The sequence below is a fragment of the Enterobacter sp. MEB024 genome, from assembly GCF_030209635.1.
Classification (GTDB): Bacteria; Pseudomonadota; Gammaproteobacteria; order Enterobacterales; family Enterobacteriaceae; genus Enterobacter; species Enterobacter ludwigii.
Map to the genome: position 1 here is coordinate 92508 of NZ_JARVRQ010000002.1, position 13995 is coordinate 106502.

Sequence of the window (13995 nt, forward strand, 5' to 3'; positions counted from 1 at the left end):
ACGCGGGCATTGCCTGTCATAAATGAGTTAAAAGCGATGGCAATACACTATTTTCGGGCTCGACCTGCACCCCTGGCGACAGTGATCGGATTAATACTTGCAGGTTCATCGCAGGCGCTTTTTGCCGGTGAGACATTTAATGCCGAACTGGTTGAACTTGATAATCCAGGAAGAGGGAGAACGGATTTATCGGCATTTGAATCCGGATCGCAGGCACCCGGCACCTATCACGTCGATATTGTTCTTGATGACCAGCTAATGGCGACCCGCGATATCACCTTTACTGCAGTAAAAGACGAAAAGGGCAATGACGTCCTCCGGCCGTGCCTGAGCCTTGACCAGTTAAAACAGTGGGGCGTGAGAACCACGCTTTTCCCGCAGCTGGCGGCGAACAACGGTGAATGCGCAAACCTTCAGGCGATCCCGCAGGCCAGCAGCGATTTTCAGTTTGGCGCACAGCGGCTGGTGATCAGTATTCCTCAGGCCGCCATCGACCTGCCAGCCAGGGACGCGGTTCCGCCAGAGATGTGGGATGAGGGGATTAATGCCGCCATGCTTAATTACAGTCTGAGCGGCGCAAACGCGTGGGCGAAGAACACTCGCGGCAGCCAGAATGATAGCCAGTACGCCAACCTGCGCCCCGGGGTCAATATCGGGCCGTGGCGCTTACGTAATTACACCACCTGGTCACGGGATTCCACCGGTGAGGATCGGTGGGACAACGTGTATACCTATGCGCAGCGCGCCGTCATTCCGCTGAAAGCACAGCTGATTATCGGGGACAGTACCGCACCGGCGGATGTTTTCGACAGTATGCCATTTCGCGGCGGTCAGCTGGCCTCGGATGATGACATGCTGCCGGACTCTCTTAAAGGTTATGCGCCCGTGGTCCGCGGCATCGCGCGAACCAATGCGCAGGTGGTGGTCCGCCAGAATGGTTATCAAATTTATCAGAGCTACGTGGCGCCAGGCGCGTTTGAAATCTCGGACATGTATCCCACCGGCGGCGCAGGCGATCTGGATGTGACCATTAAAGAGGCTGACGGGAGTGAGCAGCATTTCACGCTGCCTTATGCCTCGCTGCCGGTCCTGCAGCGGGAAGGACGACTGAAGTATGCGGTGACGGCCGGTCAGTATCGCGCCTACAACAGCCGCGTGGAGAAAACGTCTTTTGGTCAAATCACCGGTATTTATGGGATTCAGCACGGCATCACCCTTTACGGTGGGATGCAGGGGTCTGATAAATACCGTTCAGTGGCGTTTGGCATCGGTAAAAACATGGGGGATATCGGCGCGATCTCTGCCGACGTGACCCAGGCCTGGTCAACGCCGAATAACACCGACAAAACATCCGGTCAGTCCTTGCGCGCGCGTTACAGCAAAAATATGGCGAAGACCGGGACAAACTTTTCAATTGCGGGATACCGATATTCAACCCGTGGCTATTACGGGATGCAGGACGTGCTGGATTCCTACGGCGACAGCAGTGCCCTGCAGGACCGGCGGCGTAACCGTGCTGAACTGACCATGAGCCAGACGCTGGGCGGCGCGCTGGGTTCACTGACGCTCAGCGCCGCACGCGAGGATTACTGGAATTCTGGTCAGGCGATGGCCTCCTGGAGCGTGGGCTACAACAATGACTGGAACAACGTCAGTTACGGTTTGACCTGGACCTACAGCAAGAATGGACGCGGGAGCGCGCAAAACGCGGACCACGATCGGTTGCTGGCCTTTAACGTCAGCGTACCGTTGGACAAATTCTTGCCGCGTACCTGGGCTAACTATGGCATGAACGCCAGTAAGCACAACGGCACGACGCACGTGGTCGGGCTGAACGGCGTGTCTCTGGAAAACAGCGCCCTGAACTGGAACGTGCAGCAAGGTTATGGCACACAGGGCACGGGAAATACCGGCAACCTGAACGGCGACTATAAAGGCACCTATGGCGAAATTGTCGCGGGCTACAGCTACGACAAACACAGCGAGCGCCTGAATTACGGGTTGCAGGGGGGCGTCATTGCTCACCGTGACGGCATCACGCTTTCGCAGCCGCTCGGTGAAACCAATATCCTGGTGAAAGCGCCGGGTGCACACGGTGTCGATATTCGCAATCAACCCGGGGTTCGTACGGATTACCGCGGGTATACGGTGGTTAATAATCTGTCGGTATACCGAAAAAACGACATCACTCTTGAGCCGGAAACTATGCCGAATGACGTGGAACTTGAGATTAATACGCGCACCGTAACACCGACCCGCGGGGCGATAGTGGAAGCCGATTATGTGTCTAAAATCGGGCGCCGGGTGCTAATGACCCTGTCCGACGGGCAATATGCCGTTCCGTTTGGTGCAGTTGTCACGCTCAAAGGCGACAGCAACAGCAGCTTTATTGTGGGCGACCGTGGTCAGGTCTATTTAACGGGACTGCCCGGACAGGGAGAAATCGTGGCAACCTGGGGAAATCAACCCGGTCAGCAGTGCCGCGCGCAGTTTAGCCTGCCTGCACAACCCACCTACGGCGGAATAACTGACGTTAACGCGCTTTGCCGCCAGGAAGGTTAAAAATGAAATTTGCTTTATCTCTGATCCTGCTCTGTTTACTGAGCGGGTGGAATAGCGCCCGTGCCGGCACCTGTACAACCATCACGCCGCAAATATCGACGATATCTGTGGGCACGATTAACGTGCAGCGTGATGCCCCCGTGGGCACCATTATTTTTTCTCGCGCCGCCTCATCAACGGGAACCTATTTAACGGGATGTTCTAACCCGCTGATGCTGGGATTCAGTATGCGATATAACAATGGGAACCTGAGCAGCTACGGTAACCATGTTTATGCCACCAATGTCAGCGGTATTGGTATTCGCTTTTCCTCGGGGAATTATTTTGAAAACCCGGCTTACACGTTTTCGTATAACGCGGTGACGTCGTATGTGGATTGGTTTGGTGGAAAAGTTGAGCTGGTGGTGACCGGCCCGGTAACGTCGGGCGCTTTAACGCCGGGGGTTATCGGAACCGTGGCGCTTCAGGGAAGTGACGGTGTTTATCGTGACGGTCTGACGGTCCAGTTAACTGACGGCACAATTAATGCGCTGGCATGCACGATAACGACGGCGCAGTTGACGTTCCCGATAGGCGATATTCCGGCCTCATCGTTTGGCTCCGTTATTGGAACCACGCCATCCGGCGCCCAAAATACGCAAAATCTGGGGTTAACCTGCAGTGCCGGCACCAATATCAGTGTGTCACTCAGCGGTATGCAAAATCCGGACAGCGCCAATACCAGCGTCATGGCATTAACCGGTCAGGGGAATGCCGGTACGGCAAAAGGGGTAGGGGTTCAGCTACTTTATAACGGTTCTCCTTTGGTAATGAACGGTCGCCTGTTATTAAAACAGTCTGCGGGAGGACAGGAGACGCTCCCGTTAACCGCGCGCTATTACCAGACGTTAACCACCGTGGAATCAGGCTCGGCAAATGCGTCAGCCACGCTCACGATAACCTATCAATAACCGGTGAGATGATGAAAATAATTCCCGCGGCGTTGCTTGTGTCGGGTTTACTGTGCGGCAAAGCGCTATGTGCAGACAGCGTAAATATCGGGGTCACCGGAAATATCGTGGCCTCACCCTGCCTGTTTAATAACGGCAATACGAATCTCGATATTAATCTGGGCAATATCCAGGCGAGTAATATGGTGACGCCAGGATCATCCTCAGACCCGGTTACGTTTGATCTGTTATTTACCCAATGTCCGGTGGGGACGCGTAGCGTCACCGCTACCTTTACGGGTACACCCGACCCTGTTGCCGGCGCCGACTATTACATTAACCGCGGTACGGCCACCCACGTGGCGATAGCAATGCGCGAGGCCGGAAGTGGCATACTGAAAGGGAACGGCTCCAGCATGACGGAATATGTCGCCTCAGACCGGACGGCGAAGATGGCCATGCAGGCTGCGGTTATATCCACCGGAGGCAGGGCGACGCCCGGCACCCTCAGCGCAGTGGTGGTCATTACGCTGCAATACAATTAAGTCGCGCGGGATTTCACGCGCATTTTTGCTTCCCGTCGGTGTGGTCTATGTTGAATATTTTAATTAGCGAGACGGATTCGTTATTTCAGTCTGGTCTGCAGTATTTTTTTATGGATTTCTTTTGGCGTAATTTTAATGACTGTATTCACTTTGATTATGAAATGACGCCGCATAACGTCAGCACGGCGGATATTATTGTCCTCTCTTTATGCCAGGGAGAAACCCTGACCTGTTTTCCGGAATTACAGTCACGGCAAAAAGGCATTGTGATCGGCTGGGTTGACGATGAGCAACGGTCTACGGCGTCGCAATCCTGTTATCAGGATATTATTTTCATCTCCCGCAGGGCCTCTCTTGACATGATTGGTGAGACGGTATGGTGCGCGTGGCGTAAAACGCAGTTGAAGGGGCATGTGCTGCAGAAAACGTCCTGTTTCGATTGCGAGCATAAAATATTATCACCGCAGCAAATACGCATCGTCATGAACCTGTATAAAGGCTTATCCGTTATGCAGACGGCAGACGCGTTACAGATCGGCTATAAGACCGTTTTTGCGCACAAATACATGATCATGCAAAAATTTAACCTGCGAAGTGATTATGAGCTTATCGCGCTGCTCAACAGGATGGTGAAGAAAAACGGCACCCCCAATATTTTTCGTGATTCTGTGAGACAGGGTTTCCAGGACCGCCCCTGTCTGGAGGCGTAAAGGCACTTTTATTGATGACAGGAATAACGGAAACAAGTGTTCGGTTATGAAACTTTAGAGTTGCATCTGCAGCATGTTATTTTTACGTTTTATATAACGATTAATTAGCGATGCAAATTCATAAAACCCTAAAGCCGATTTTTGTGACCAGGTTCAAGTGTGTGGGGCCGGAATGTTTAATTTCCTGCTGCCGCGGCTGGACAATTTCCATTGATAAAAAAACACATCAAAAATATCTTTCATCAACGCATCCCGGTATCGCTGCAATAGCCAAAGACAATCTGATTCTGCAGCGTAAAGGCAAAGTAAACTATTCCCGTATTAAACTGGATGAAAATGGGGAGTGTCCGTTTATCGATGAAAATAAGCTCTGTATGGTACACCGTGATTTAGGTGAAAGTGCCTTATCGCACACCTGCAGTACTTATCCCCGAAGCTCCACCCGCTATCTTGATGAAACTCGCCACAGCATGACCCTTTCATGTCCGGAAGTGGTCAGGCGGGTTCTCTTCGACCCCGATGCGATGTTATTGCAGGAGCAGGATGAACTGCTGGCCGTTTATAAAACCAATCTGATTGGTCAGCGCCAGTCTATGCCTCAAAGCAGCCAGGTCATTCATCTCCTTGCGTGGAAAATAATCCAGTCGCCAGCGAGGAATGTTGAAGAAAATTTGATGGCGCTGGCTCAGTTGATCCTGACCTTACAGCATGTGAACTTCGATTTGCACAATCAGTATGAGCAGGTTGAACGCTTTTACGAAGCCTTGCTGGAAGCGTTGCAGAGCGGTAAATCGCTGCTCTCTGAAAGCAATGTCGGGCGATCAAATGCGATGAAATATCTGGCGTTGTCGATCCTCGGCACGAACGTGGCGCGAGATTCTGCACGGGATGGGTATATCAACGAAGGGCATCGTCAAATTGCTAACTTTTTGAATTTCAGCCATGACAGCGATCCCGCCAGGCTGGCGCAGAAATTCGACGCGATTAACCAGCAGTGGGGGAAACTTTGCCAGGAATCCTGTCTGTCAGAGCCGTACGTATTACGCAACTATCTGTTGTACAAACTCTACAGCGGCTATTTCCCGGGTAAGAATACCGCCACCATTATGCGTCAGTTTTATCGCATCGTTCTGGACTTTTTCTACCTGAAAGTTTTCCTGAGCGTCAAATCAATGGATGAACAACTGGACCAGCAGATGGTCATGAAAACCATCGCCAGCTTCTCAGAAAAGACCCTGCACAATCAGACCATTGATGCCCGTATGGATTTTGCTATCGATAAGATTAACGGTGGGGACGACCTCTCGTGCCTGCTGCTGATTGGCTAACGTATAACGAGGCTCGCCGTGGCGAGCCTCTTTTTCCTCAGACGTTCACCGCCGTGATTAACCGCGTCTTCATGGTCTGATAAGACGACGCCGCAAAGTCTTCCGCCCAGCGTTGGTCTTCAATTGCCTCAAGCTTAACCGCACAATACTTGGTTTCTGGCGTTTTGGAGACCGGGTCAAGGTTATCCTGCGTCAGTTCGTTACAGGCACCAATCCACCACTGGTAGGTCATATAAACCGCACCGGCGTTGATGCGCTCGCTGATGCTGGCACGGGTAATGACTTTGCCCCGACGGGAATGCACCCACACCAGCTGTCCGTCTTTAATGCCCAGGTTGTCCGCATCAAGGGGGTTCATTTGTACACGGCCTGGCTCGTCGGCAAGGCTTTGCAGCGCGGCGCAATTGCCGGTCATTGAACGGCAGGAGTAGTGGCCGACCTCACGCACGGTGCAGAGCACCAGCGGATACGTTTCGTCCGGGATCTCGGCTGGCGCGCGCCAGGCTGCCGCAAAAAGCTGGCCTTTGCCGCTCGGCGTATCGAACTGGTTATCTTTATAGAGATACGGCGTACCCGGGTGATCGAGCGTTGGACACGGCCATTGCACATGGCCCATTTCACCCATTTTTTCATATGTCACGCCATAGAATAGCGGACAGAGCTCGCGCATCTCGTCCCAGATCTGCTGGTTGGATGTGTAATGCATCGGATAGCCCATTTCGGTAGCAAGCAGGCTGATGATCTCCCAGTCCCGTTTCACGTTGCCGCTGGCCTCAATGGCTTTACCGAAACGCTGGAAACCACGGTCGGCACAGGTAAAGACGCCACCGTGTTCTCCCCACGATGTGGCAGGTAACAGAACATCCGCCACTTCCGCCGTTTTCGTCATAAAGATGTCCTGAACCACCACGAAATCGAGTGCTTCAAAACCGCGGCGCACCAGCCCCAGATCGGCTTCAGTCTGCAGCGGATCCTCGCCCATGATGTAATAGGCTTTTACCTTACCTTCCAGCGCAAGGTGAGGGACTTCGGTGATACGCGTTCCAACCTCTTTGTCCATAATCCCGACATCGATTCCCCAGGCAGTGGCGAATTTCTGCCGGACCGCCGGGTCCGTAACGTCCTGATACCCCGGGAACATATTGGGCAGAACGCCCATATCACACGCGCCCTGAACGTTGTTTTGACCACGTACTGGCCCAACGCCGACGGCAGGTCGACCAAGGTTTCCGGTCAGCAGCGCCAGGCTGGAGAGACCTTTGACCACGTCTACAGCCTGACCAAACTGCGTTACGCCCATGCCCCACATGACGGTGGCGGAAGGCGCAGCCGCGAACGTCCGCATCGCCTGACGCACATCCCGGGCTGGAATGCCGGTGAGATGTTCGACGTTTTCGGGCGCGTAGTCTTTGACCGTTTCCCGATAAGCGTCAAGCCCTTCGGTAAAGCGCGCGACGTAGTTTTTGTCGTACAGCTCCTCTTCCAGAAGGACATAGCCAAACGCATTGACCAGCGCCATGTTGCTGCCGTTTTTCAGCTGCAGGTGCTGGTCGGCAATGCGTGCGGTTTCAATGCGACGGGGATCGCAGACGATGATTTTCGCGCCATTTTCGCGGGCTTTTAAGACCCGACGGGCGACGATGGGGTGCGAATCGGCGCAGTTATAGCCAAACACCAGCAGGCATTTTGAGTTTTCAATATCGTTAATGGAATTGCTCATTGCACCGTTGCCGAGGGTTTCCTGTAACCCGGCAACAGAAGGGCCGTGACAGACGCGCGCGCAGCAGTCCACGTTGTTGGTATTCAGCACCGCACGGGCAAATTTTTGCATCACATAGTTCGTTTCATTCCCTGTTCCCCGGGAGGAACCGGTGGTCATGATGGACCGTGGGCCATACTGCTCTTTTATGCTCCTGAGTTTATGGGCGGTATAGCGGATAGCCTCTTCCCAGGTGACGGGTGTAAAAGCCTCTCCCTTGTGGTAGCGGATCATGGGCTGAGTCAGACGGGGGGTAAGCAGACGCGTATCGTTCAGGAAGTCCCAGCCATAAAAGCCTTTCAGGCACAGGGTGCCCTGGTTTGTTACGCCTTCGGCCGCTTCGGCACGGAGGATACGGTTATTTTCGACGACAAGGTTTAATTTGCAGCCTGCACCACAGTAGGGGCAGACGCTGGCGATTTTTTTCATCAATAACAGACCTGTTAAGAAATGAAGCAAAGTTGACTGGGTAGCCCAGTCCCGTAAACGGGAGTAAGCAGGAACCATGCCATATTTACTTTGTAGGTTTTACAGGGTGTTATACGAGGAGGGAACGTGTCATCGTCAGCCCGATCGTCAGTTTTGACGATGACACGTTAGCCTTCACAGAGGGGAGGGTTTTTAGAGATCGTCCATGGTGTGACCCACAACGATTTCCAGGGTCTTACGAATGACATCTGCCTGCACAACGTCGTTTGTGGATTCCAGCGTCTGGATCAGCCACAAAATGATCGCTTTGTTGGACAGGTGTCCTTCAGAAGCCAGAACACAGCGTACTGCAGTAGAAAAAACAGCGGACTCTTCAGCAAAACGATCGCCTGCGTGACGGAAATATTCCGACAGCGCGCTTTCTAAAAAAGCGGAATGGTATTCGGGTTGAAGCTGAATATTTTGTCTCATTTGTTCTCACCGTAGCTGTAAAATTGCAGTCAATGTATTTTCCTGGGATCGGACGGTTTTCCATTTCCAAATAACGGCACTACATTGTCTCTTTTAACGTTGAGAGATCCCTCTCTATCCGTTCGTCCTTGCGCGGTTCTGCGACGTTTCAGGGCGATGTTGTTTGAACCGATGTCGGCAATCACCATCGCAAGTGTCTCCCGCCGCTGGGGATCCTTTTCATGCGCTTTCATATCCCGCAGACGCTGAACCAGAGCTTCGGTTGTGACGGGGCCTCGCTCTTTCAAGAGAGAAAGAACGGCTTCACCGATAAGCTGGTCAATCAGTCGGTCTGCATCACTGCTGTTCATAACATTACCGTTCGAAAAGCAGACCAAGCAGCATATGGTAATGCTGTTCCTCTTCAGGCCCATCGGCCTTTTCGAGGCGGCTTAAGAGTTTGGTACAGAGCGATTTGCGATTCAGATTTCGCCCGTCGCTAAGAATCTCAACCACGACCTGACCGAGCGTCTCCTGTTGGGTAGGAAGCGCGGCCTTCTCGAAGTAGTGCGCGATCGCTGCTGCTGAATCTGCGACATAATCCTTCTGCTGCATGTTTCGCTCCTGTAAAAAAATGTAATCACTAACGTTACATTTAAGGTATACACAATTTCCAAATCTGTACATAGAAAATGTACAATTTTTTAAAATAATTGTGATATATTTTATAAATTCTATGTTTATCAGGTGGTTGGGTCATGAAAATGAAGCATTTCCGTTACAGGATATATTGTACAATACGCACGGTGATGGATAAGTTGTACAACGCAGGAAACGGATGCGTTAGGTGCCGTAAATGGTTGAGATGTAAATTATTTGTCACGTAATTAATATGCTATAACAGATGTTTACCGACGTGTTTTTGTGGCCAACCCCTAACCCCCTTCAGGATAAGCATGCTTACAACCATCATATACCGCAGTCATATCTGCGAGGACGTTCCAGTGAAAGCGCTGGAAAACATGGTAGCTGCTGCAAATAGTAAAAACCGGCAATCCAATGTCACGGGGATCTTGCTGTTTAACGGCACGCATTTTTTTCAGTTGCTCGAAGGCCCAGCGGAAAACGTTTCATTCATTTACGAGCAGATTTGCCAGGACACCCGCCACCATAACGTGGTGGAGCTGATGCGCGATCACGGCCCCTCCCGACGCTTCGGCAAGGTTGGCATGGAGCTTTTTGACTTGCGTCAGTTCGACAGGGAAGAGGTGCTTCAGCAGGTTCTCGACAAAGGCACCAGCAGGTATCAGCTGACATATAGCGATCGCGCCCTGCAGTTTTTCCGCACCTTCGTGGAGGCCACGGAGAAAGCCAACTACTTTGAACTGCCCCCTGCAGATGCCTGGGATTTTATCCCGGAAGAGACACCTTTATCGGCGCAACCGGAGGTGGTGGCTAAAGGTGCGGATTGCAGCTTTGCGTTCCAGCCTATCGTGGATCCGTTTATGCAGCAGGTCGTCTCCTGGGAGGCCTTGATCCGCACGCCCACCGGTGAATCCCCCGGAACCTATTTTGCCCAAATTCCTCGTGAAGAGGTGTACGCCTCTGATTTGAAAAGCAAGCAGGTTGCGCTCTCCATGGCGAGCGCTCTGGGATTACAGGATCAGACATTATCCATTAACCTGCTGCCCATGACGCTGGTCAACGTGCCTGGCGCCGTGGATTTCCTGCTGACGGCCATTGACGCGAATGGATTTGTGCCGGAGCAGATTGTGGTGGAATTCACCGAGAGCGAAGCGATTTCCCGTTTTGAAGAGTTTACCCATTCGGTCAGGCAGCTAAAAAGTGCCGGTATCAGCGTAACCATCGATCACTTTGGTGCCGGTTTTGCCGGTCTGCAGTTACTGGCGCAATTCCAGCCTGACAGAATTAAGATTAACCGCGATCTGGTCGCGAATGTGCACAAAAGCGGCCCGCGGCAGGCCATCATTCAGGCGATTATCACCTGTTGTTCCTCGCTGGAGATCCAGTTCTGTGCCGTCGGCGTTGAGAAGCCTGAAGAGTGGATGTGGCTGGAGTCTGCAGGCATTTCCCAGTTCCAGGGGCATCTGTTTGCCAGCCCGCGTCACGGGGGAATTCCGGCGATCGCGTGGCCAGAGAAGAAGTTTGAATTTTGAGAAAGCTGTACATAAACCTGCAAGCTTGACTGTACGCGCGGCAAAATTTGTACAACAATACATTAACGGGTGAAGGAACTTGTATACCCTTCACCCGCTCAAAAAGAGGCCTTAGTTATACAAATGGTTTGTACAATCTGATAAGGTTGGTCTGGTTGGGTATGGAAGTTCTAAGCGTGAGGGAGTTAATGGCCTATTACAGTATCGGCGAAGTGGCCGAACGATGCGGTATCAACCCCGTTACGCTGCGTGCCTGGCAGCGCCGTTATGGATTGTTGAAGCCGCAGCGAAGCGAAGGGGGCCATCGTCAGTTTGACGATGAAGATATCCTGCGTATTGAAGAGATCAAACGCCTGATGAAAAGCGGCGTTTCGGTCGGCAAAGTCAAAGGCTTGCTGGAAAACAAAGAAGTGATGACTCAGGGTAACTGGGCATCAATCCAGGAAGAGATGATGACGGTTTTGCGTTATGCCAGCCCGGCAAAGCTGCGCGCCAAAATAGGCGAGTTCCGCCGCGATCACGCGATGGATGCGCTTATCGATAATATTATTTCTCCCGTTCGTCAGCGAATGAATCAGGATCAAAATACGGTGCGTCATATGGCGAGCCTGCTTGACGGTGTGCTGATAGAGTTTGCTGTCGCAAGCCTGGCGGAGTCACGTAAGAAAGCCGGTAAAGATGCTCTGCTTATTGGCTGGGAGTGTGATGACCGCACCCACTTGTGGCTTGAGGCTGCGCGTCTGGCACAAAAGGGGTGGCATATTGACGTGTTGGCCGACCCGATTGATTCCCCTCGTCCGGAGCTTTTTCCTGGGCAAAGAATTTTCGTCTGGACCGGTAAAGCGCCGACGCCGCGTCAGCAGGAACTGCTTGACCACTGGCGTGAACAGGGTTTTGTTGTCTCCTTTCATCATTAATTTCCGCAGGCCTTGAAGGCCTTTTTTTTTGCCCGTCGTTTCTCTGGATAAAATCTATCTTAAAAATAGGCATTTCCGATGCATATTTTACTTTTCCCCTTTACTCCACTTTTCTGATTCGATAACCCATTATTTTTCAAAGTATTGCACAATTAAATCCATCCCGCCCGCATCCGCTGACAGGGTCTATGCTTAATAAAAGTATGCAAAAAGGGCGATTTAGCCCAATGCCCCTGCTGACAGAGGGTTGAAGTGATAATCGTTATCACTAACATGGTGTTATGCCCTGGGGCTTATTAGATGAGGTGGACCTATGGAACTGCATTCAGAAACCTTCAATCCTGCCGACTTCGCCTGGCGTGGCTTAACGCTCACGCCAGCGGCGGCGGCACATATTCACGAACTTGTGGCGAAAAAGCCAGAGATCCTCGGCGTGCGCCTGGGGGTGAAACAGACCGGCTGCGCAGGATTCGGTTACGTGCTCGATACCGTCACAGAACCCGAGAAAGATGATCTGGTATTCGAAACTGACGGCGCAAAATTGTATGTCGCCCTGCAGGCCATGCCGTTTATTGACGGCACGGAAGTGGACTACGTACGTGAAGGTTTAAACCAGTTATTCAAATTTCATAACCCGAAAGCCCAGAACGAATGTGGGTGCGGCGAAAGCTTTGGGGTATAGGCGGTACTATGTCTCGTAATACTGAAGCAACGAGTGATGTTAACACCTGGAGTGGCGGCCACCTCAATTATAAAGAGGGGTTCTTTACCCAGCTGCAGACCGATGAACTGGCGAAAGGCATCAATGAAGATGTCGTCCGGGCGATCTCGGCCAAACGCAATGAACCTGAGTGGATGCTGGCGTTTCGTCTGAGCGCCTTCCGGGCGTGGCTGGAAATGGAAGAACCTCACTGGCTGAAAGCGCATTATGACAAGCTGAACTATCAGGATTACAGCTACTACTCTGCGCCATCCTGCGGGAGTTGCGACGACACCTGCGCCTCACAGCCTGGCGCGGTGCAGCAAACCGGTGCGGACAACAGCTTCCTGAGCAAAGAAGTGGAAGAGGCATTTAACCAACTGGGTGTGCCCGTTCGCGAAGGGAAAGAGGTGGCGGTGGACGCCATTTTTGACTCCGTCTCAGTGGCGACAACCTACCGTGAAAAACTGGCAGAGCAGGGGATTATTTTCTGCTCCTTCGGCGAAGCGATTCACGAGCACCCTGAGCTGGTGAAAAAGTACATCGGCACCGTGGTGCCGAGTAACGATAACTTTTTTGCCGCGCTAAACGCGGCGGTAGCGTCTGATGGCACCTTTATCTACGTGCCAAAAGGCGTTCGCTGCCCGATGGAGTTGTCGACCTATTTCCGCATCAACGCCGAAAAAACCGGTCAGTTCGAACGCACCATTCTGGTGGCCGATGAAGGCAGCTACGTCAGTTACATTGAAGGGTGCTCCGCACCGGTCCGTGACAGCTACCAGCTTCACGCCGCGGTGGTTGAAGTCATCATCCATAAAGATGCCGAGGTAAAATACTCCACGGTGCAGAACTGGTTCCCGGGCGATGGCAACACCGGCGGTATTCTGAACTTCGTGACCAAGCGTGCGCTGTGCGAAGGCGAAAACAGCAAAATGTCCTGGACCCAGTCGGAAACCGGCTCTGCGATCACCTGGAAATACCCGAGCTGTATTCTGCGTGGGGATAACTCGATCGGTGAGTTCTACTCCGTGGCGCTGACCAGCGGCCATCAGCAGGCAGATACGGGTACCAAGATGATCCACATCGGTAAAAACACCCGGTCGACCATTATTTCTAAAGGCATCTCCGCCGGGCACAGTCAGAACAGCTATCGTGGGCTGGTCAAAATCATGCCGACGGCCACCAATGCCCGAAACTTTACCCAGTGTGACTCAATGTTAATTGGCGCAGACTGCGGGGCACACACCTTCCCGTACGTTGAATGCCGTAACAATACCGCCCAGCTTGAGCACGAGGCGACGACGTCACGTATTGGGGAAGATCAGCTCTTCTACTGCCTGCAGCGCGGGATCAGTGAGGAAGATGCCATCTCAATGATTGTGAACGGCTTCTGTAAGGATGTGTTCTCTGAACTGCCGCTGGAATTTGCCGTTGAAGCCCAGAAACTCCTCGCCATTAGTCTTGAACACAGCGTCGGTTAAGGAAAGCA

13 protein-coding genes are annotated in these 13995 nt (G+C 52.4%); 9 read left to right on the forward strand and 4 right to left on the reverse strand.

Features of this window, described 5'->3' with window-relative positions; all coding sequences use genetic code 11:
- Positions 1-36: 36 nt before the first annotated feature.
- The 5 genes from QRN24_RS02660 to fliB all read left to right on the forward strand — a co-directional run bounded on the left by QRN24_RS02660 (position 37) and on the right by fliB (position 6074).
- Positions 37-2562 (forward strand): fimbria/pilus outer membrane usher protein, encoded by a 2526-nt coding sequence (locus QRN24_RS02660; protein ID WP_284942305.1) that lies wholly within the window; start codon positions 37-39, stop codon positions 2560-2562.
- A 2-nt stretch (positions 2563-2564) separates the two neighbouring features.
- Positions 2565-3512: a fimbrial protein gene (locus QRN24_RS02665; protein WP_020884374.1), complete on the forward strand. Its 948-nt coding sequence runs from the start codon at positions 2565-2567 to the stop codon at positions 3510-3512.
- An 8-nt stretch (positions 3513-3520) separates the two neighbouring features.
- Entirely contained in the window at positions 3521-4036 is a 516-nt protein-coding gene (locus tag QRN24_RS02670) for a fimbrial protein (protein WP_014169728.1), read from the forward strand.
- 47 nt (positions 4037-4083) lie between these two features.
- Complete coding sequence (locus tag QRN24_RS02675) at positions 4084-4746, forward strand: helix-turn-helix transcriptional regulator (protein WP_214578801.1); 663 nt, start codon at positions 4084-4086, stop codon at positions 4744-4746.
- Positions 4747-4856: 110 nt separating this feature from the next.
- Positions 4857-6074, forward strand: coding sequence for a flagellin lysine-N-methylase (fliB, locus tag QRN24_RS02680; RefSeq protein ID WP_014169730.1), 1218 nt, complete (start codon positions 4857-4859; stop codon positions 6072-6074).
- Positions 6075-6111: 37 nt separating this feature from the next.
- Here the strand turns inward: fliB and fdhF are convergent, their stop codons facing one another.
- From fdhF to ycgZ, 4 genes are all read right to left on the reverse strand, one after another.
- Positions 6112-8262, reverse strand: a complete 2151-nt coding sequence (gene fdhF, locus QRN24_RS02685; RefSeq protein ID WP_041162557.1) for a formate dehydrogenase subunit alpha — start codon at positions 8260-8262, stop codon at positions 6112-6114.
- Positions 8263-8454: 192 nt separating this feature from the next.
- On the reverse strand, positions 8455-8733 hold the full coding sequence (locus tag QRN24_RS02690) for a biofilm development regulator YmgB/AriR family protein (protein WP_014169732.1): 279 nt from the start codon (positions 8731-8733) through the stop codon (positions 8455-8457).
- Positions 8734-8762: 29 nt separating this feature from the next.
- Positions 8763-9083: a hypothetical protein gene (locus QRN24_RS02695; protein ID WP_020884369.1), complete on the reverse strand. Its 321-nt coding sequence runs from the start codon at positions 9081-9083 to the stop codon at positions 8763-8765.
- A 4-nt stretch (positions 9084-9087) separates the two neighbouring features.
- On the reverse strand, positions 9088-9327 hold the full coding sequence (gene ycgZ / locus QRN24_RS02700) for a regulatory protein YcgZ (protein WP_020884368.1): 240 nt from the start codon (positions 9325-9327) through the stop codon (positions 9088-9090).
- A 341-nt stretch (positions 9328-9668) separates the two neighbouring features.
- Here ycgZ and QRN24_RS02705 point away from each other — a divergent pair, with 341 nt between their 5' ends.
- The 4 genes from QRN24_RS02705 to sufB all read left to right on the forward strand — a co-directional run bounded on the left by QRN24_RS02705 (position 9669) and on the right by sufB (position 13987).
- Positions 9669-10889, forward strand: coding sequence for a diguanylate phosphodiesterase (locus tag QRN24_RS02705; RefSeq protein ID WP_063156083.1), 1221 nt, complete (start codon positions 9669-9671; stop codon positions 10887-10889).
- Positions 10890-11077: 188 nt separating this feature from the next.
- Positions 11078-11806: a MerR family transcriptional regulator gene (locus QRN24_RS02710; RefSeq protein ID WP_020884367.1), complete on the forward strand. Its 729-nt coding sequence runs from the start codon at positions 11078-11080 to the stop codon at positions 11804-11806.
- 313 nt (positions 11807-12119) lie between these two features.
- A complete protein-coding gene (gene sufA, locus QRN24_RS02715; protein ID WP_008500631.1) occupies positions 12120-12488 on the forward strand; it encodes a Fe-S cluster assembly scaffold SufA in 369 nt (122 codons plus the stop codon).
- Between the two features lie 8 nt (positions 12489-12496).
- Positions 12497-13987: a Fe-S cluster assembly protein SufB gene (gene sufB / locus QRN24_RS02720; RefSeq protein WP_032681183.1), complete on the forward strand. Its 1491-nt coding sequence runs from the start codon at positions 12497-12499 to the stop codon at positions 13985-13987.
- Positions 13988-13995 lie beyond the last annotated feature (8 nt).

Bases quoted from the DNA above. Each gene is read 5' to 3' on its own strand.
- QRN24_RS02660 (WP_284942305.1), top strand. From the start codon at position 37: ATGGCAATACACTATTTTCGGGCTCGACCTGCACCCCTGGCGACAGTG.
- QRN24_RS02665 (WP_020884374.1), top strand. From the start codon at position 2,565: ATGAAATTTGCTTTATCTCTGATCCTGCTCTGTTTACTGAGCGGGTGG.
- QRN24_RS02670 (WP_014169728.1), top strand. From the start codon at position 3,521: ATGATGAAAATAATTCCCGCGGCGTTGCTTGTGTCGGGTTTACTGTGC.
- QRN24_RS02675 (WP_214578801.1), top strand. From the start codon at position 4,084: ATGTTGAATATTTTAATTAGCGAGACGGATTCGTTATTTCAGTCTGGT.
- fliB (WP_014169730.1), top strand. From the start codon at position 4,857: ATGCAAATTCATAAAACCCTAAAGCCGATTTTTGTGACCAGGTTCAAG.
- fdhF (WP_041162557.1), bottom strand. From the start codon at position 8,262: ATGAAAAAAATCGCCAGCGTCTGCCCCTACTGTGGTGCAGGCTGCAAA.
- QRN24_RS02690 (WP_014169732.1), bottom strand. From the start codon at position 8,733: ATGAGACAAAATATTCAGCTTCAACCCGAATACCATTCCGCTTTTTTA.
- QRN24_RS02695 (WP_020884369.1), bottom strand. From the start codon at position 9,083: ATGAACAGCAGTGATGCAGACCGACTGATTGACCAGCTTATCGGTGAA.
- ycgZ (WP_020884368.1), bottom strand. From the start codon at position 9,327: ATGCAGCAGAAGGATTATGTCGCAGATTCAGCAGCAGCGATCGCGCAC.
- QRN24_RS02705 (WP_063156083.1), top strand. From the start codon at position 9,669: ATGCTTACAACCATCATATACCGCAGTCATATCTGCGAGGACGTTCCA.
- QRN24_RS02710 (WP_020884367.1), top strand. From the start codon at position 11,078: ATGGCCTATTACAGTATCGGCGAAGTGGCCGAACGATGCGGTATCAAC.
- sufA (WP_008500631.1), top strand. From the start codon at position 12,120: ATGGAACTGCATTCAGAAACCTTCAATCCTGCCGACTTCGCCTGGCGT.
- sufB (WP_032681183.1), top strand. From the start codon at position 12,497: ATGTCTCGTAATACTGAAGCAACGAGTGATGTTAACACCTGGAGTGGC.